The organism is Streptomyces griseicoloratus (assembly GCF_014534645.1).
Lineage (GTDB): Bacteria > Actinomycetota > Actinomycetes > Streptomycetales > Streptomycetaceae > Streptomyces > Streptomyces griseicoloratus.
The window spans coordinates 215,801-232,542 of sequence record NZ_JACVQF010000223.1; the positions used below are offsets into that span (position 1 = coordinate 215,801).

General features: G+C 70.7%; 15 protein-coding genes and 1 tRNA gene. 9 read left to right on the plus strand and 7 right to left on the minus strand.

Annotated elements, in window-relative coordinates:
• The first annotated feature begins 111 nt into the window (after positions 1-111).
• Genes H0H10_RS31390 through H0H10_RS31410 form a run of 5 tightly spaced genes read left to right on the plus strand, consistent with a single transcriptional unit; the run spans position 112 to position 3,614 of the window.
• Positions 112-891 (plus strand): DUF881 domain-containing protein, encoded by a 780-nt coding sequence (locus H0H10_RS31390; RefSeq protein ID WP_188184526.1) that lies wholly within the window; start codon positions 112-114, stop codon positions 889-891.
• A gap of 45 nt (positions 892-936) precedes the next feature.
• Positions 937-1,134 carry a hypothetical protein gene (locus H0H10_RS31395; protein ID WP_188184630.1) on the plus strand — a complete coding sequence of 66 codons (198 nt, stop codon included), beginning with the start codon at positions 937-939 and terminating at the stop codon, positions 1,132-1,134.
• A complete protein-coding gene (locus H0H10_RS31400) occupies positions 1,131-1,769 on the plus strand; it encodes an aminodeoxychorismate/anthranilate synthase component II (protein ID WP_188184527.1) in 639 nt (212 codons plus the stop codon). Before H0H10_RS31395 ends, H0H10_RS31400 begins: the two co-directional genes overlap by 4 nt.
• A complete protein-coding gene (locus tag H0H10_RS31405) occupies positions 1,766-2,833 on the plus strand; it encodes a class E sortase (protein ID WP_188184528.1) in 1,068 nt (355 codons plus the stop codon). Before H0H10_RS31400 ends, H0H10_RS31405 begins: the two co-directional genes overlap by 4 nt.
• Before the next feature lie 13 nt (positions 2,834-2,846).
• On the plus strand, positions 2,847-3,614 hold the full coding sequence (locus tag H0H10_RS31410) for a class E sortase (RefSeq protein ID WP_188184529.1): 768 nt from the start codon (positions 2,847-2,849) through the stop codon (positions 3,612-3,614).
• 133 nt (positions 3,615-3,747) lie between these two features.
• Here the strand turns inward: H0H10_RS31410 and pknB are convergent, their stop codons facing one another.
• From pknB to H0H10_RS31440, 6 genes are all read right to left on the minus strand, one after another.
• Complete coding sequence (pknB, locus tag H0H10_RS31415; protein ID WP_188184530.1) at positions 3,748-5,757, minus strand: Stk1 family PASTA domain-containing Ser/Thr kinase; 2,010 nt, start codon at positions 5,755-5,757, stop codon at positions 3,748-3,750.
• 190 nt (positions 5,758-5,947) lie between these two features.
• A complete protein-coding gene (locus tag H0H10_RS31420; RefSeq protein ID WP_188184531.1) occupies positions 5,948-7,420 on the minus strand; it encodes a peptidoglycan D,D-transpeptidase FtsI family protein in 1,473 nt (490 codons plus the stop codon).
• Complete coding sequence (locus H0H10_RS31425) at positions 7,417-8,856, minus strand: FtsW/RodA/SpoVE family cell cycle protein (RefSeq protein ID WP_188184532.1); 1,440 nt, start codon at positions 8,854-8,856, stop codon at positions 7,417-7,419. The genes H0H10_RS31420 and H0H10_RS31425 overlap by 4 nt, the downstream gene beginning before the upstream one ends.
• Positions 8,857-8,883: 27 nt before the next feature.
• Complete coding sequence (locus H0H10_RS31430; protein ID WP_188184620.1) at positions 8,884-10,422, minus strand: Stp1/IreP family PP2C-type Ser/Thr phosphatase; 1,539 nt, start codon at positions 10,420-10,422, stop codon at positions 8,884-8,886.
• Between the two features lie 132 nt (positions 10,423-10,554).
• Positions 10,555-11,067, minus strand: a complete 513-nt coding sequence (locus tag H0H10_RS31435; protein ID WP_188184533.1) for an FHA domain-containing protein FhaB/FipA — start codon at positions 11,065-11,067, stop codon at positions 10,555-10,557.
• A 10-nt stretch (positions 11,068-11,077) separates the two neighbouring features.
• The gene (locus H0H10_RS31440) at positions 11,078-11,959 is read right to left on the minus strand and encodes an FHA domain-containing protein (RefSeq protein WP_188184534.1); all 882 of its coding nucleotides are present in this window, start codon (positions 11,957-11,959) and stop codon (positions 11,078-11,080) included.
• A gap of 403 nt (positions 11,960-12,362) precedes the next feature.
• Here H0H10_RS31440 and H0H10_RS31445 point away from each other — a divergent pair.
• Positions 12,363-12,446 (plus strand) — tRNA-Leu (locus tag H0H10_RS31445).
• A gap of 177 nt (positions 12,447-12,623) precedes the next feature.
• Here the strand turns inward: H0H10_RS31445 and H0H10_RS31450 are convergent.
• On the minus strand, positions 12,624-13,481 hold the full coding sequence (locus H0H10_RS31450; RefSeq protein WP_188184535.1) for a carbohydrate-binding protein: 858 nt from the start codon (positions 13,479-13,481) through the stop codon (positions 12,624-12,626).
• A 382-nt stretch (positions 13,482-13,863) separates the two neighbouring features.
• On the opposite strand from H0H10_RS31450, the gene H0H10_RS31455 reads away from it, so the two are divergent.
• The 3 genes from H0H10_RS31455 to H0H10_RS31465 all read left to right on the plus strand — a co-directional run bounded on the left by H0H10_RS31455 (position 13,864) and on the right by H0H10_RS31465 (position 16,627).
• The gene (locus H0H10_RS31455) at positions 13,864-15,357 is read left to right on the plus strand and encodes a DUF2252 domain-containing protein (RefSeq protein WP_188184536.1); all 1,494 of its coding nucleotides are present in this window, start codon (positions 13,864-13,866) and stop codon (positions 15,355-15,357) included.
• A gap of 78 nt (positions 15,358-15,435) precedes the next feature.
• A complete protein-coding gene (locus tag H0H10_RS31460; RefSeq protein ID WP_188184537.1) occupies positions 15,436-16,248 on the plus strand; it encodes a hypothetical protein in 813 nt (270 codons plus the stop codon).
• Between the two features lie 49 nt (positions 16,249-16,297).
• On the plus strand, positions 16,298-16,627 hold the full coding sequence (locus H0H10_RS31465; protein ID WP_188184621.1) for a rhodanese-like domain-containing protein: 330 nt from the start codon (positions 16,298-16,300) through the stop codon (positions 16,625-16,627).
• Positions 16,628-16,742: the final 115 nt, after the last annotated feature.

A 16,742-nucleotide genomic window follows, 5' to 3' on the forward strand; every position in this document is an offset into this window, starting at 1 on the left:
GAACGGGTCGGGCTCGGGGGCGACGTACAAGACGTACAAGGGGACTCTTAACGCTCCCCCGGGCGTCCGTTAGCGTAGTGCTTCCGTGGCGCCGAAGGAGATAAGGGTACGTTGAGCAATTCTGCCGACTCCCCCGGGACGGGTTCCAGCCCCGCCCGCAGGCGCCGTTTCCGGCCCGTGCGGGTGCTCACGGCCGCGGTCTTCGCTCTCGCGGGCCTCATTTTCTTCACCAGCTTCAATACCGCCAAGGGCACCAATATCCGCACGGACACCTCTTTGCTGAAGTTGTCCGATCTCATCCACGAGCGCAGTCGCAAGAACGGCGAGCTGGACGAGTCCAACGCGGCCCTGCGCAGCGACATCGAATCCCTCGCCGAGCGGGACGACGGCAGCACGAAGGCGCAGGACGACAAGCTCTCCGCCCTGGAGGAGAAGGCCGGCACGCAGGAGCTGAAGGGCGAGGCGATATCCGTCACGCTCGACGACGCCCCGCCGGACGCGACCGCCAAGCTGCCCGGGTATCCGGAGCCGCAGCCCGACTACCTGGTGATCCACCAGCAGGACCTGCAGGCCGTGGTGAACGCCCTGTGGCAGGGCGGGGCCGAGGGCATCAAGGTCATGGACCAGCGGCTGATCTCCACCAGCGCCGTGCGCTGCGTCGGCAACACCCTGATCCTCCAGGGCCGCGTCTACTCACCGCCGTACAAGATCACGGCGGTCGGCGACCCGGAGCGGCTGAAGCAGGCGCTCGCCGAGTCCCCGGCGATCCAGAACTACATGGTGTACGTCAATGTCTACGGGCTCGGCTGGAAGGTCGAGGACGACGGGGAGGTCACGCTGCCCGGCTACTCGGGCGCCGTGGACCTGCACTATGCCCAGCCTGTGGATTGACGCCGTTCCGGAGGGCCCCGCGCCGCTAGTCTGGTGCCGTACGGCGTGAGTCTGGTGCCGTGGTGCGACGGAAGGGACGGCATGTACGGCTGGATCTGGCGGCATCTGCCGGGGAACGCGTGGGTGAAGGCGCTGCTCTCGCTCGTGCTGGTCGTGGCCGTGGTCTACGTCCTCTTCCAGTACGTCTTCCCATGGGCCGAACCGCTGCTTCCCTTCAACGATGTGACGGTGGACAACCAGTGAGCGTGCGCATTCTCGTCGTCGACAACTACGACAGTTTCGTCTTCAACCTGGTCCAGTACCTGTACCAGCTGGGCGCCGAGTGCGAGGTCGTGCGCAACGACGCGGTGTCCACGGCGCACGCCCAGGACGGCTTCGACGGCGTGCTGCTGTCGCCGGGCCCCGGCGCGCCGGAGCAGGCGGGCGTCTGCGTCGACATGGTGCGGCACTGCGCGGCGACCGGCGTGCCCGTCTTCGGCGTCTGCCTCGGCATGCAGTCGATGCAGGTGGCGTACGGCGGTGTGGTGGACCGGGCGCCGGAGCTGCTGCACGGCAAGACGTCACCGGTCGAGCACGGCGGCAAGGGCGTCTTCGCGGGCCTGCCCTCCCCGTTCACGGCGACGCGCTACCACTCGCTGGCGGCGGAGCCGGCGACCGTGCCCGCGGAGCTGGAGGTGACGGCCCGCACGCCCGACGGCATCGTCATGGGCCTGCGCCACCGGGAGCTGCCCGTCGAGGGCGTGCAATTCCATCCGGAGTCGGTGCTGACGGAGCACGGGCACCGGATGCTGGCCAACTGGCTGGTGGAGTGCGGGGACGAGGGCGCGGTGGCGAGGTCGGCGGGGCTTGCCCCGGTGGTGGGCAGGGCCACGGCGTGACCGCGCTGCGCCCCGAGCGCGCATCCGGCGCGGCCGGTGACCAGGGGGGCTCGTACGGGCAGCCGTACGAGGATCCGGGTGCGTTCGGGGGCGGCTGGTACGAGGGGTATTCCGCCGGCGGTGACGAGTACGGCTCGTACGTGCCGCCGGTCGTGGACGACGAGACCGTGGCGCTGCGGGTCCCGGCTCCGCCGGAGCGGACGGCGCGCGAGGAGGTGCCGTCCGCTTCCGTTCCCCCCGGCGGCGGCCGTGCGGCGCGCAGGAAGGCCGCCAGACGGCGTCACGGGCGTCGTGGGGGCACGCGGCGGGCCACTGGGGCCCCGGAGGCCGCAGAGGCCCCGAAGGCGCCTCTGTCGCGCGTGGAGGCCCGTCGGCAGGCGCGGGCACGGAAGCCGGGCGCGGCGGTGATCGCGAGCCGTGCGATAGGCGAGATCTTCATCACGACCGGCGTGCTGATGCTGCTGTTCGTCACCTACCAGCTGTGGTGGACGAACGTGCGCGCGCAGGCGCAGGCCGACAAGGCGGCGAGCAACCTCCAGGACGACTGGGCGAACGGCAAGCGCAACCCGGGGACGTTCGAGCCGGGTCAGGGCTTCGCGTTGCTGCACATCCCCGAGCTGGACGTCGTGGTGCCGATCGCGGAGGGCATCGACAGCAAGAAGGTGCTGGACCGGGGCATGGTCGGGCACTATGCCGAGGGTGCCCTGAAGACGGCGATGCCGGACGCGAAGACCGGCAACTTCGGGCTGGCGGGGCATCGCAACACGCACGGTGAGCCGTTCCGGTACATCAACAAGCTGAAGCCGGGCGATCCCATCGTCGTGGAGACGCAGGACAAGTACTTCGTCTACAAGATGGCGTCCATCCTGCCGGTGACGTCGCCGAGCAACGTCAGCGTCCTCGATCCGGTGCCCAAGCAGTCGGGTTTCAAGGGGCCCGGCCGGTACATCACGCTCACGACCTGCACGCCGGAGTTCACGAGCAAGTACCGGATGATCGTCTGGGGCAAGATGGTCGAGGAACGGCCGCGCAGCAAGGGCAAGCCGGATGCGCTCGTCAGTTAAGGGCGGAAGACCAGTGGCAGCGACCACCGAAACGGATCACGAAGAGCACACCGGCACGCCCGGAGAACCGCCGGCCGTCCCGCGCCGGCGCGGTCGGGGCCGCGGGCTCGCCCTGGCGGTGAGCGTCTTCGGTGAACTCCTCATCACGGCGGGCCTGGTGCTCGGTCTGTTCGTCGTCTACTCGCTGTGGTGGACGAACGTCATGGCCGACCGTGCGGCCGACAAGCAGGGTGAGAAGGTCCGGGACAACTGGGCGCAGGACAGGGTCGGTCCGGGGGGCCCGGGGGCGCTGGACACCAAGGCGGGCATCGGATTCCTGCACGTGCCCGCGATGGGCAACGGCGACATCCTGGTCGAGAAGGGGACGTCGATGAAGGTCCTCAACGACGGCGTCGCCGGCTACTACACGGACCCGGTCAAGGCGACGCTGCCGACGTCGGGCAAGGCGGGCAACTTCTCGCTGGCGGCGCACCGGGACGGGCACGGGGCGAAGTTCCACAACATCCACAAGATCGAGAAGGGCGACCCGATCGTCTTCGAGACGAAGGACAAGTGGTTCGTCTACAAGGTCTACGGGATCCTCCCGGAGACCTCGAAGTACAACGTCGACGTCCTCGGCGCCGTGCCCAAGGAGTCCGGGAAGACGAAGGCGGGCCACTACATCACGCTGACGACCTGCACGCCGGTGTACACGAGCCGGTACCGGTACGTGGTGTGGGGCGAGCTGGTGCGCACGGAGAAGGTGGACAGCGAGCGGACGCCGCCGAAGGAACTGCGGTGACACCGGTGTCCTGACGGGGCCTCAGTCGCCTGACGGCGGTGCTGTGTCGGCGGACACGGCGGACACGGCAGAGCCCCGGTCCCTCCGTCGAGGGGCCGGGGCTCTGCCGTGCGTCGCGGGCTTCAGCCGGGCGTCAGTCGTCGCCGCGGCCGCCGGTGAGGCCGCCGAAGATTCCGCCGCCGTCGTTGCCGTTCCCGCCGTTGCCGCCGCCGCCCGCGACCGTCAGGGTGATCGGCGTGGCGGCCGGGTCCTCGACCTCGGTGCCGGGCGCCGGGTCGATGTTGACCACGAGCGAGTTCTCGTCACCACCGTTGGCGACCCGGATGTTGGTGAAGCCGGAGCCCTGCAGGGCCTGCCGGGCCTGTGCCACGGTCTGGCCCCGGACCTCCGGGACCTTGGTCTTCTGCTCGACCTTGCCGACGAAGATCTGCACCTGGGAGCCCTTGTCGACCTGCTGGCCAGCCGTCGGCGTGGTGGAGATGACCTTGCCGTTCTGGTTCGGGTCGGTGGTGGGCTGGTCCGCGCAGGTGCCGACGAGGTTGTTGGCCGTCATCTGGGCCTTCGCCGCGTCGCACGTCTGGTTGACGACGTCGGGCACCGTGGCCTTCTCCGCGGCCTTGGCGATGGTGAGAGTGATCGTCGAGCCCTTCTCGATCTCCTCACCCAGCCTCGGGTCCTGGTCGAGGACGGTGTTGGCCTCTTCCGACGACTCGCGGGCCTCGGTCTTGATCTTGAACTGGTAGTCGTCGCCCTCCAGCTTGGACTGGGCCTCCTCCAGGCTCAGGCCGATCACGCTGGGCACGGTCACCTTGGGGGCCCCGGTCGAGACCACCAGGTCGACGGCCGACTCCTTGTCCACCTTGGTGCCGGAGGCCGGGGTCGACTCGCAGATCTTGCCCTCCGGCTGCTCCTCGCAGGGCTTGCGCGTGACCTCGCCCAGCTTCAGGTCGGAGTTGGTGAGCAGCTTCTCGGCGTCGCCCTGCGTCTGGCCGACGAGGTTCGGTACGGGGACGGTGTCGTTGCCCGCGCCGTCGCCGCTGAACGCGTACTTGCCGATGAGGATCGCGCCGACGAGGACGAGGATGCCGGCCACGACCAGCAGGATCGTGGAGGTGTTGTTCTTCTTCTGCTGGCGGCGCCGGTCGGGGCGGTCGTCGTAGCCGTAGCCGCCGTCGTCCGGGTTCATGGGCGGCAGCATGGTGGTGGCGGCCGCGCCGGGCTCGGCGCGCAGGGCCGTCGTCGGCTTGTCGTCGGGGTAGCCGCCGTAGCCGACGGCGCCCATCGCGGCGGTGGCGGCGACCGGCTGGCCGTCGAGGCAGGCCTCGATGTCGGCACGCATCTCGTCGGCCGACTGGTAGCGGTAGTCGGGGTCCTTGACCAGCGCCTTCATCACGATCGCGTCCATTTCGGGCGTGATCTCGGGGTCGAAGACGCTCGGCGCCTGCGGTTCCTCCCGCACGTGCTGGTAGGCGACCGCGACCGGGGAGTCGCCGACGAAGGGCGGGCGGACGGTCAGCAGCTCGTAGAGGAGGCAGCCGGTGGAGTACAGGTCGGAGCGGGCGTCGACCTGTTCGCCCTTGGCCTGCTCCGGGGAGAGGTACTGGGCGGTGCCGATGACGGCGGCGGTCTGGGTCATGGTCATGCCGGCGTCGCCCATGGCGCGGGCGATGCCGAAGTCCATGACCTTGACCTGGCCGTTGCGCGTCAGCATGACGTTGGCCGGCTTGATGTCGCGGTGGACGATGCCGTTGCGGTGGGCGTACTCCAGGCCCTGGAGGATGCCGATGGTCATCTCCATGGCCCGCTCGGGCAGCAGCTTGCGGCCGGAGTGGAGAAGCTCACGGAGGGTGGAGCCGTCGACGTACTCCATGACGATGTACGGGATGGAGACCCCGTCGATGTAGTCCTCGCCCGTGTCGTAGACCGCCACGATCGCGGGATGGTTGAGCGAGGCGGCCGACTGGGCCTCCCGGCGGAACCGGGCCTGGAAGGACGGGTCGCGCGCGAGGTCCGCACGCAGCGTCTTCACCGCCACCTGACGCCCGAGCCGTGTGTCATGTGCGTGGTAAACCTCCGCCATGCCACCACGGCCGAGCACCGGGCCCAGCTCGTACCGGCCGCCTAGGCGACGCGGCTCTTCCATGGTTACCTACCAGCCCTCTCCGTCGGTCCCGACCGGCATGCTTGTACGGTCGGAGGCTGCCGTCCGGCCTACCGTACCCGGCTCGCTCTGCGTGACCTGGCCAAGCCCGTCACCCGATACAGGACCGGTATCGCAACGTGCACCGTTGTGAAGCGGACGTGAGCGGACTCACGTCCCGTTCAGCTCCTGGTCACTTCTTGCTGTTGATGACGGCCTCCATCACGCTCTTCGCGATCGGCGCCGCGAGGCCGCCGCCGGAGATGTCGTCACGGACGGCGTTCTCGTCCTCGATCACCACGGCGACGGCGACCGGCGAGCTGCCGTCCTCGCCCTTGGCGTACGAGATGAACCAGGCGTAGGGGTTCTCGCTGTTGTCGACACCGTGCTGAGCCGTACCGGTCTTGCCTCCCACAGTGACGCCCGGGATCTGGGCGTTGGTTCCGGTGCCGTCCTTGACGACGGTCTCCATCATCGACTGCAGGATCTGCGCGTTCTTCGGCGACAGCGGCTTGCTCATCTCCTCGGGGTCCGTCTTCTCGATCGTGTCGAGGTTCGGGGCCTGGAGTTCGTCGACCATGTACGGCTTCATCAGGGTGCCGTTGTTGGCGATCGCGGCGGAGACCATGGCCATCTGCAGCGGGGTGGCGGCGGTGTTGTACTGGCCGATGGAGGACAGCGCGGTCTGCGACTCGTTCATGTCGTCGGAGAAGACGGAGGCGCTGGAGCGGACGGGGACGAACTGCTCCTTGGTGAAGCCGAACTTCTTGGCCGTCTCCAGCATCTTGTCGTTGCCGAGGTCGGAGCCGATCTTGCCGAAGACGGTGTTGCAGGAGACGCGCAGCGCCTCGCGCAGGGTGGCGTTCTCGCAGGGGAGGTCGCCCTCGTTCGGCAGTTCGGTGGTGGTGCCCGGCATGGTCCACGGCAGGGGGGAGTCGGTCTTCTCGTCCGCCGAGCCGTACTTGCCGTGCTCCAGGGCCGCGGCGGCGGTGACCACCTTGAAGGTGGAGCCGGGCGGGTAGACCTCGCGCAGCGCGCGGTTGAGCATCGGGTCGTCGGGGTTGTTCTTCTTGTCGAGCCTGGTCCAGGCCTTCTCGTCGGCGGAGGAGCCGCCGGCGATCGTCGAGGGGTCGTACGACGGGTACGACGCCAGGGACAGGATCTTGCCGGTGGACGGCTCGATGGCGGCGACGGCACCCTTGGCGCCCTGCTTCTTCAGGCCCTCGTAGGCGGCCTTCTGCGCGGCGGCGTTGAGGGTGGTGACGACGTTGCCGCCCTCCTTCTTCTTGCCCGTGATCATGTCGAGCGTGTTGCGGAAGAAGAGCCGGTCGTCGTTGCCGGTGAGGATGCCGTCGTCGATGGCTTCGAGCTGGGTGGCGCCGTAGGCCTGGGAGACGTAGCCGGTCACCGGCGCCCACATGGCGCCGTCCTTGTAGGTGCGCTTGTACTTGAAGTCGCCGTCGGTGGTGGTGTGGCCGGTGATGGCCTTGCCGTCGACGATGATGTCGCCGCGGGGGGTGGCGTACCGCTCGATGGCGACGCGGCGGTTGTGCTCGTCGTCCTTGAGGGTGTCGGCCTTGACGTACTGCAGCCAGTTGTCGCGGATGAGCAGGGTGAGAACCAGGAGGCCGCAGAAGATCGCGATGCGGCGCAGGGGCTTGTTCACGGTCGGACCACCTGGGTCATTTCGGCGTCGGGGTTGGCTGCGGGGGCGGGGGCGGGCCGGCGTGCGGTGTCGCTGATGCGCAGCAGGATGCCGATCAGGGCCCAGTTGGCGATGACCGAGGAGCCGCCGTATGCCAGGAACGGCATGGTCATGCCGGTGAGCGGGATGAGGCCCATGACACCGCCGGCGACGACGAACACCTGGAGGGCGAAGGCGCCGGACAGGCCGATGGCGAGGAGCTTGCCGAACGGGTCGCGGGCGGCGAGGGCGGTGCGCACGCCGCGCTCGACGATCAGTGCGTACAGCAGGAGGATCGCCATGACGCCGGCCAGGCCGAGTTCTTCGCCGAAGGTGGCGAGGATGAAGTCGGAGTTGGCGGCGAAGCCGATGAGGTCGGAGTTGCCCTGGCCGAGCCCGGTGCCGAGGGTGCCGCCGGAGCCGAAGGCCCACAGGGCCTGCATGGACTGCTCGGTGTGGCCGACGACGCCCTGGCGGCTGAGCGTGTACTCGCGCATCGGGTCGAGCCATGCCTGGACGCGCTGCTGCACGTGCGGTTCGAAGGAGGCGACGCTGACGGCGCCGGCCGCGGACATCAGCAGACCGAACACGATCCAGCTGGTCCGCTCGGTGGCGACGTACAGCATGATCACGAACATGCCGAAGAACAGCAGCGAGGTGCCGAGGTCGGTCTCGAAGACCAGGATCAGGATGGAGATCGCCCAGACGACGATGATCGGGCCGAGGTCGCGTCCGCGGGGGAGGTAGAGCCCCATGAAGCGGCGGCTGGCTAGGGCGAGCGCGTCGCGTTTGACCATGAGGTAGCCGGCGAAGAAGACGGCCAGGACGATCTTCGCGAATTCGCCCGGCTGGATGGTGCCCAGGCCGGGGATCTTGATCCAGATGCGCGCGCCGAAGACGTTCTCCCCGAGGCCCGGGACCAGCGGCAGGATCAGCAGGATCAGCGCGCCGGCCATGGAGATGTAGGTGTAGCGCTGCAGGACGCGGTGGTCCTTGAGGAAGATCAGTACGGCGACGAACAGGCCGACGCCGAGTGCGGAGTACAGCAGCTGGCGGGGGGCCGCCTCGATGAACGTGCTGCTCGCCTGGAGCCGCTTGGACTGGTCCAGGCGCCAGATGACGACCAGGCCGACGCCGTTGAGCAGCGTGGCCAGCGGCAGCAGCAGCGGGTCCGCGTACGGGGCGAACTTCCGGACGACGAGGTGGCCGACCCCGGCGATGAGGCCGAGGCCGAGTCCGTAGCTCAGCAGGCCCGGCGGCACCGAGTCGTTGATGGCCAGGCCGACGTTCGCGTAGGCGAACACCGGGATGACGACGGCGAACACCAGCAGCGCCAGCTCGGTGTTGCGCCGGCTCGGCGCGCCGATGGCGCCGATCGTGGACGTGTGGTGCGTCGGCGAGTTGGTAGTACTGCTCATCGTGTGACAGGGCCTCTCACGGCTTGCCTACTGCTTACCGCACAGCGAGACGACCTTCTGCTCTTCCTCCGAGAGGCTGGGGCCGGGGCTGGGAGTGGGTGCGGTCGTGGACGGGGACGATTCCGGTGCCGACGGGGAGCCCGACGGGTCCGGGGTCGGCGAGGCCTTGGACGTGAAGGAGGCGGGTGTGGTTCCCGTGGTGCCTCCGGCCTCGCCCTCGCCCGTCTTCGCGTTCTCGCTGTCCGCGGCACGCCGTTCGGCCTGCTTCTTGCAGGCGGAGGCCTGTACCGACAGCTCTTCGATCTTCGCCCGGGCGTTGTTCAGGTCGCCCTCGGCGATGGTCGCCTCGACCAGCTTCTGCTGGTAGGGCGGCAGGTACTTGAGTTCGATCTCGGGGTGGTCCTTCTGGACCTTCGACAGCGACACCCAGGCGAGGTCCTGGCTGATGCCGCGGTAGAGGGCGACGTGGTCGTCCTTGGTGCCGACGTAGTACTGGGTCTGTGTCCAGCGCCAGCCGCCGTAGAGGCCGCCGCCGGCGACGGCGAGGGCGAGCACGGTGTAGAAGGACCGCTTGAGCCATTTGCGGTTCTTGCGGGGTTTGACGAAGTCGTCGTCACCGTAGTCGCCGAAGCCGGCCGCCGGGACGTAGCCGGTGGTGTCGCCGCTGCCGGGCGGGCCGAACTCGCCGCCGCCGCCCTGTGAGCCGCCCTGGCGGCCGAGGCCGGAGGCGCGGCCGGCGGGCGTCTGCATGATGCCGTTGTCGCCGATCTGGTGCTGGTTCTCGGCGACGGCGCCGACGACGACCGGGGTGTCGGACAGCTGCCCGGCGAGGGTGTCGCCGGTGTCGAGGTCGAGGACGTCGGCGACGATGACGGTGATGTTGTCGGGTCCGCCGCCGCGCAGGGCGAGCTGGATCAGCTCCTGCACGGTCTCCTGGGGGCCCTGGTAGCTGGCGAGGGTGTCCTCCAGCGTCTGGTGGGAGACGACGCCGGAGAGCCCGTCGGAGCAGATGAGGTAGCGGTCGCCGGCCCGGACCTCGCGGATGGACAGGTCGGGTTCGACGTGGTCGCCGCTGCCGAGGGCGCGCATCAGCAGGGACCGCTGGGGGTGGGTGCCTGCCTCTTCCTCGGTGATGCGGCCCTCGTCGACGAGGCGCTGCACCCAGGTGTGGTCCTGCGTGATCTGGGTCAGGACGCCGTCGCGCAGGAGGTAGGCGCGGGAGTCGCCGACGTGGACGAGGCCGAGTCGCTGGCCGGTCCACAGCAGGGCCGTGAGGGTGGTGCCCATGCCCTCCAGGGCGGGGTCCTCCTCGACCATCTGGCGCAGCTGGTCGTTGGCGCGCTGTACGGCGGTGCCGAGGGAGGTGAGGATGTCGGAGCCGGGCACGTCGTCGTCGAGGGCGACGATGGTGGAGATCACCTCGGAGGAGGCGACCTCGCCGGCCGCCTGGCCGCCCATGCCGTCGGCGATGGCGAGCAGGCGCGGACCGGCGTAACCGGAGTCCTCGTTGCCCTCCCGGATCATGCCCTTGTGCGATCCGGCGGCGAAGCGCAGTGACAGACTCATGCGCACCTCGCCCGTCGGCTCCGGGTACAGCCGGTCGTGTCGAGCCACACTGCCCACCCTCCGGTCGGGAGCGCGCCGTGGCCCGGGGTGCCGGCCGCCGCTGCGTGCTCGCTCCGCTCGCTCATTGTCGTACTACTTCCGCAGCTCGATGACGGTCTTGCCGATGCGGATCGGCGCACCCAGCGAAATCGGTGTGGGGGACGTCAGCCGGGACCGGTCCAGGTAGGTGCCGTTGGTGGAGCCCAGGTCCTCGACGATCCACTGGCCGTCGCGGTCCGGGTAAATCCTGGCATGGCGGCTGGAGGCGTAGTCGTCGTCCAGCACGATGGTCGAGTCGTGGGCCCGGCCCAGGGTGATGGTCTGGCCCTGGAGGGCCACGGTGGTGCCCGTGAGGGTGCCCTCGGTGACGACCAGCTTGGTGGGGGCGTTGCGGCGGCCCCGGCCGCCGCTCTGCTGCTGGCGCTGCTGCGGGGGCGCCTGGCGTGCGGCCTGCTGCTGTGCACGGCCGGCGTCCCGGCGCGACCCGCGCTGGGTGACGCGCGTACCGAACAGGTCGCTGCGGATGACCTGCACGGCCACGATCACGAACAGCCACAGTACGGCCAGGAAACCCAGCCGCATGACCGTGAGGGTCAGCTCTGACATTGCCCCCGGATCACCCTTCGGCTTGCCTATAGATAACGGTGGTGCTGCCCACGACGATCCGCGAGCCGTCGCGGAGCGTAGCGCGGGTGGTGTGCTGCCCGTCCACCACGATGCCGTTGGTGGACCCGAGATCCTGGATCGTCGAGGGCGTTCCGGTCCGGATCTCGCAGTGCCGGCGGCTCACGCCGGGGTCGTCGATCCGCACGTCGGCGTCGGTGCTGCGGCCCAGCACCAGCGTCGCGCGGGAGATCTGGTGGCGTGTGCCGTTGATCTCGATCCAGTAGCGGGTGCGTCCGCCGGGCGCGGGTGCGGCCGGGGGTCGCTGGGCGCCGGCGGGCTGCGGGTAGCCGTAGCCGCCGGGCCGGCCGCCGGGCGGCGGCGCGGACGGCATCGGCGGGGCGCCCGCGGGTGCCGAGGGCGGGTAGCCATAGCCTCCGGGACCGCCGGGGCCGCCGGGCCGCCCGGAGGGGGCGGGGGGTGCGGCGGCCGGTGCCTGGCCGCCGCCCTGCTGGCTGGTGGAGGAGGCGAGCGTGCGGCTGCGCACCCGGTACAGGCCGGTGTCGAGGTCGTCCGCCTTCTCCAGGTGGACCTTGATCGGTCCCATGAAGGTGTAGCGCTGCTGCTTGGCGTAGTCGCGCACCATGCCGGCGAGCTCGTCGCCGAGCTGGCCGGAGTAGGGGCTGAGGCGCTCGAAGTCGGGCGCGCTCAGCTCCACGATGAAGTCATTGGGGACGACGGTGCGGTCGCGGTTCCAGATGGTCGCGTTGTTGTCGCACTCGCGCTGGAGCGCTCCCGCGATCTCCACGGGCTGCACCTCGGACTTGAACACCTTGGCGAAGGTGCCGTTGACCAGACCTTCGAGACGCTGCTCGAACTTCTTCAGGACTCCCATGGGGCACCTCCTCCGTAGTTGCCGTCCTGTTCACTGCCCTGCGTGCCGCTTACCTGGTAGTGCTTACTGATCGTATCCACGCGCCGGTCGATCGACTGGTTCCCCTGCGGAGTCCTGTTGGAACTCCTCGGGAAGCACTCCTGGACGTGACTTTCTGCCCAGGATCGTAGAGGCGTCCGAAGACCAGTGTCCCGCACCGGAGGGCGGACCCCCACCGGCTCCTGGGGAGACGGGCCGGACCGGTACGAGGTTGATACGTGAACGGGCGCGCGTCGCGTTGCGTGCCCGGGGGCGGCCGGGGGCCCGGCACAAGGGATGTGAGTCCACCCCGTCCGGCGTGCTAATGTTCTCGGTGTCGGAAGGCGCCGGGCCGAAAGGAACGGAGCCGGAGGACACACCCAATGCGCGGGTGGCGGAATAGGCAGACGCGCTGGATTCAGGTTCCAGTGCCCGCAAGGGCGTGGGGGTTCAACTCCCCCCTCGCGCACAAGACGGAAGCCCCGTAGGTCTCGGACCTGCGGGGCTTTCGCGTTGCCGGGGGCCGGTCTCCTGTGCACCTGCGTACTTGTGCACTTGTGTATCTGTGCACCTGTGTATCTGTGCACTTGTGCATCTGTGGACCTGTGAGGAACGTCTCAGGGGTGGCGGCCCGCCGGCGGGCGGGTCACTCGCGGCGCCACAGGGCGGGGACGTTGGGCGGTTCCCAGCCCGCCATCGAGGTGTGGGCCTGCAGACAGCGGTAGGCGGCGCCGCCGTAGGTGACCCGGTCGCCCGCGGTGTACGAGCGGCCGGGTGCCCAGGTGCCGCCCGGCGGGTCGGTCGGCGGGTCGGTGGGTTCGCCCGTGCCCGGGTCGCCGTCCACGTTCAGCACGAAGTCGAAGGTGGCCTGCTTGCCGCCGCCGGCGTCGCGGACGTTCATCAGCAGCGCCGGGTCGAAGATCGCGTCCGTGTTGTTGCGGGGCTCGCCGGGGAAGTAGAGCTGGGTGGTCAGCACGGGTTCGCCGGGCGCCTGGGCCTTGACGTGGATGTGCCGGGTGCGGCCCGGGTAGAGGCCCGGCACGATCGTCTGCAGGGTGAAGGCGCCGGTGGTGTCGGTGAACTGGTGGCCGCGGAAGGTGTATCCGGCCATGTCGTAGGCGCCGGCGTTGTCGGCCTGCCAGAAGTCGAGCAGGACCCCGGGTAGCGGGACGCAGTTGCGGCCGAAGACGTAGCCGCTCACCGTCAGCCGGGTGCCGGCGGTGCCCGGAGTGACCAGGTTGGTGCGCAGCGGCGAGTTCGGCTTGAAATAGGGGCCCTCGATCTGGTCGGGCGTGGGGTCGTCGCCGTCGTCGCAGAACGGGGTCGGGGTGAGGGACCGGCCCTCGGAGCGGGCGTCCCGGGCGAGTGCCACCGCGCCGGTGGCGAGCAGCGGAACGGCGGCACCGGCGGCCACGGCCGCCCTGAGCAGGGTCTTGCGGCTGATGCCGCGGTCGGCGCCCGCGCCGGGCCCGGTGCCGGATTCGTCGGGGGTGGTGGGTGTCATGGCGGGTTCCTCGGTCTCCTCGGTGGGGGAAGAAGGACGGGACGTGCATGACGACGTGCATGACACGGAGCGCGCCCCCGGGGTGCGGGGCAGGCGGTGATCGCTTCCGGGGGCGCGTTCCGGTGGTGATCGCCGAAACCGTAGTCGGGCCGGAGGGTCGCGCGGACCTCCCGTTTCGCCCTCTGCCCCGCGTTATGCGGACCGGGGGGCGGGCGGACCGGGGGGCGGGCGGACGGGCGGGTGGTTGGGGGCGCGGGGTCGCGGGGGTGCGGGGTGGGTGGTGCCGTGTACGGGCGGGGCGGCCGGCTGTACCGTCGTGGCGCGTCGTCGTCGGCGTACGGCCGAGTACGCGCGAGCACGTGCAACTGGGGAGGGCGGACGGATGACCGAGGCGATCGCGGGGACGCGCACCGGAACGGACAGGGGGACGGACGCGGGGACGGACGCGGGGCCGGACAGGGGGACGGACACGGGACCGGGCGGACGCTCGGCGGCGCGGGTGCCGGACGTGCCGGGGTTCGCGCGGTGGCCCGCCGACGGCTCGGCGAAGGCGGGGGGCAAGGCGCTGCGCACGCGGGTTCCGCGGTCCGCGCACGCCGCCCTCGACCTGGACGGGGCCCGTCCCGACGCGGTGAGCGCGGTCGAGGAGTCCAACCGCGGCCGGATACCCGGGCTCGCCCCGATCCGCGTCGGCCGGATGGCGGCCACGCCGTTCGCCTTCCTGCGCGGATCGGCCGGCCTGATGGCGTACGACCTGGCGCGCACGCCGGTGACGGGCATCGGCGCCCAGATCTGCGGCGACGCGCACGCGGCCAACTTCGGTCTGTACGGGGACGCGCGCGGCGGCCTGGTCATCGACCTGAACGACTTCGACGAGACGGTGCACGGCCCCTGGGAATGGGACCTGAAGCGGCTCGCCGCCTCGCTGGTCCTCGCGGGCCGGGAGGCCGGGGCGGACGAGGACACCTGCCGTGAGGCGGCCCACGACGCGGTCGGCGCCTACCGGCGCACCATGCGGCTGCTCGCCCGGCTCCCGGCACTGGACGCCTGGAACGCCATCGCGGACGAGGAACTGGTCTCCCACACCGACGCCCACGACCTGCTCGGCACCCTGGAGCGGGTCTCGGAGAAGGCGCGGGCCAACACCAGCGGGCGCTTCGCCGCCAGGTCGACCGAGGCCACCGGGGACGGCGGGCGGCGCTTCGTCGACGCCCCGCCGGTGCTGCGGCGCGTGCCGGCCCAGGAGGCGGCCGAGGTCGCCGCGTCCCTGGAGCAGTACCTGGCCACCCTGTCGGAGGACCGGCTTCCGCTGCTGGCCCGGTACGCGGTGCACGATGTCGCCTTCCGCGTCGTCGGCACCGGCAGCGTGGGCACGCGGTCCTACGTCGTGCTGCTCCTGGACCACCGTGGCGAACCGCTCGTGCTCCAGGTGAAGGAGGCACGGGCGTCGGCGTTGGTACCGCACCTGGCGACAGCCGGTTTCGAGGCGCCGGAGGTGGCGCACGAGGGCCGGCGGGTGGTGCTCGGGCAGAAGCGGATGCAGGTGGTCAGCGACATTCTGCTGGGGTGGACGTCCGTCGGCGGGCGGCCCTTCCAGGTGCGGCAGTTCCGCAACCGCAAGGGCAGCGTCGATCCCGCGGCGCTGGCCGCCGACCAGATGGACGACTACGGCCGCATGACCGGCGCCCTGCTGGCCCGGGCCCACTCGCACAGTGCCGACCCGCGCGTCATCGCCGGCTACTGCGGCAAGAACGGGGAACTGGACGAGGCCGTGGCCGCCTTCGCCGTCGCCTACGCCGACCGCACCGAGGCGGACCACGCCCACCTGGTCGCGGCCGTGCGGGCGGGGCGGGTCGCGGCGGAACTGGGGGTGTGACGGGTCTCGCCGCCGTGGCGTGCGCGGGGTGTGGCCTCGCGTGGCGGGGAGTTTGACGACAGGCCCTAGGCTGGTCGGGTGACGACCCCGGAAGCTGAGCCAGAGCAGGGCGCGCCGCGGCCCGAGGAGCGGTTGGAGCAGGCCGTACGGGCCGCCGAGCAGGCACTCATCGAGTTCGAGATCGCGGTGGAGACCTTCCGTGTGGAGGTCGAGAACTTCTCCCGGCTGCACGAACAGCGGCTCGGCCCGATGTACGCGCGGCTGGAGGAGCTGGAGGCGCAGATCCTCCAGGCCCGGGCGGCCCGCACCGGCGACCCCGAGGACCAGCGCCTGGCCGACGAGGCGCGGGCCAGGCTGATGCCGATCCCCGGGGTGGAGGAGCTGCTGCACGGCTGGATGGACGGGGACGGGCTGTTCCCCGAGGCGTCCGCGATGCTCACGGACCAGGCGGTACGGCCGCCGCAGCGGGTGCGGCCCAGCGAGGAGGCCCGGCGGCTCTACCGCGAGCTGGCCCGCAAGGCCCATCCCGACCTGGCGCAGGAGGAGGCCGAGCGGGTGCGGCGCGAGGAGTTCATCACCCGCGTCAACGCCGCCTACGCCCGGGGGGACGAGGCGGAGCTGCGGGAGCTGGCCGAGGAGTGGGCCGCCGGTCCGGTGCCCGAACGGCGGCCGAGCCGCGCGGAGGAGCTGTACGCCCGCCTCGAATGGCTCGCCCAGCGCAAGGAACTGCTCACCCGGCTCGCCAAGGAGCTGGAGGAGGGCGCGATCGGCTCCATGCTCCGGCTGGCCCCGGACGATCCCGACCGACTGCTGGACGAGATCGCCGAGCAGCTGACGGCCCAGGTCGGCGAGCGGGAGGCCGAACTGGCGGCGGCGCTCGGGCAGAGCTGAGCGGGGCGGCGGTTCGGGTAGCGTCGGGGGCATGAGTTTCGGAGCTGGTGTGCCCACGGTCGAGGTCACGGACCTCAAGGACGGCGACTTCCTGCTGGACGTCCGCGAGGACGACGAGTGGCGGGCGGGTCACGCCGACGGGGCGCTGCACATCCCCATCAGCGAGTTCGTGGCCCGTTACGGCGAGCTGACCGAGGCCGCGCCGCAGGACGGCCGGGTCCATGTGATCTGCCGCTCGGGCGGGCGCTCGGCCCAGGTCACCATGTACCTGGTCCAGCAGGGTATCGACGCGGTGAACGTCGACGGCGGCATGCAGGTGTGGGCGGCCGCCGGCCGTCCCGTGGTGAACGAGCAGGGCGAGCCGGGGCACGTCCTCTAGAGCCGTCCGGGGACTGGTCGGGCAGGGCCACCCGGAACCTGGTCGGGTCAGGATTGTCCGGGGCCTGGTCGGGCGGCTGGGTGACCGTGAGCCGGCGGGCGGGCCGGTGAGTGGT

Coding starts and splice junctions, on each gene's coding strand:
- pknB (WP_188184530.1), bottom strand. CDS start 5,757: ATGGAAGAGCCGCGTCGCCTAGGCGGCCGGTACGAGCTGGGCCCGGTG.
- H0H10_RS31425 (WP_188184532.1), bottom strand. CDS start 8,856: ATGAGCAGTACTACCAACTCGCCGACGCACCACACGTCCACGATCGGC.
- H0H10_RS31430 (WP_188184620.1), bottom strand. CDS start 10,422: ATGAGTCTGTCACTGCGCTTCGCCGCCGGATCGCACAAGGGCATGATC.
- H0H10_RS31435 (WP_188184533.1), bottom strand. CDS start 11,067: ATGTCAGAGCTGACCCTCACGGTCATGCGGCTGGGTTTCCTGGCCGTA.
- H0H10_RS31440 (WP_188184534.1), bottom strand. CDS start 11,959: ATGGGAGTCCTGAAGAAGTTCGAGCAGCGTCTCGAAGGTCTGGTCAAC.
- H0H10_RS31450 (WP_188184535.1), bottom strand. CDS start 13,481: ATGACACCCACCACCCCCGACGAATCCGGCACCGGGCCCGGCGCGGGC.
- H0H10_RS31455 (WP_188184536.1), top strand. CDS start 13,864: ATGACCGAGGCGATCGCGGGGACGCGCACCGGAACGGACAGGGGGACG.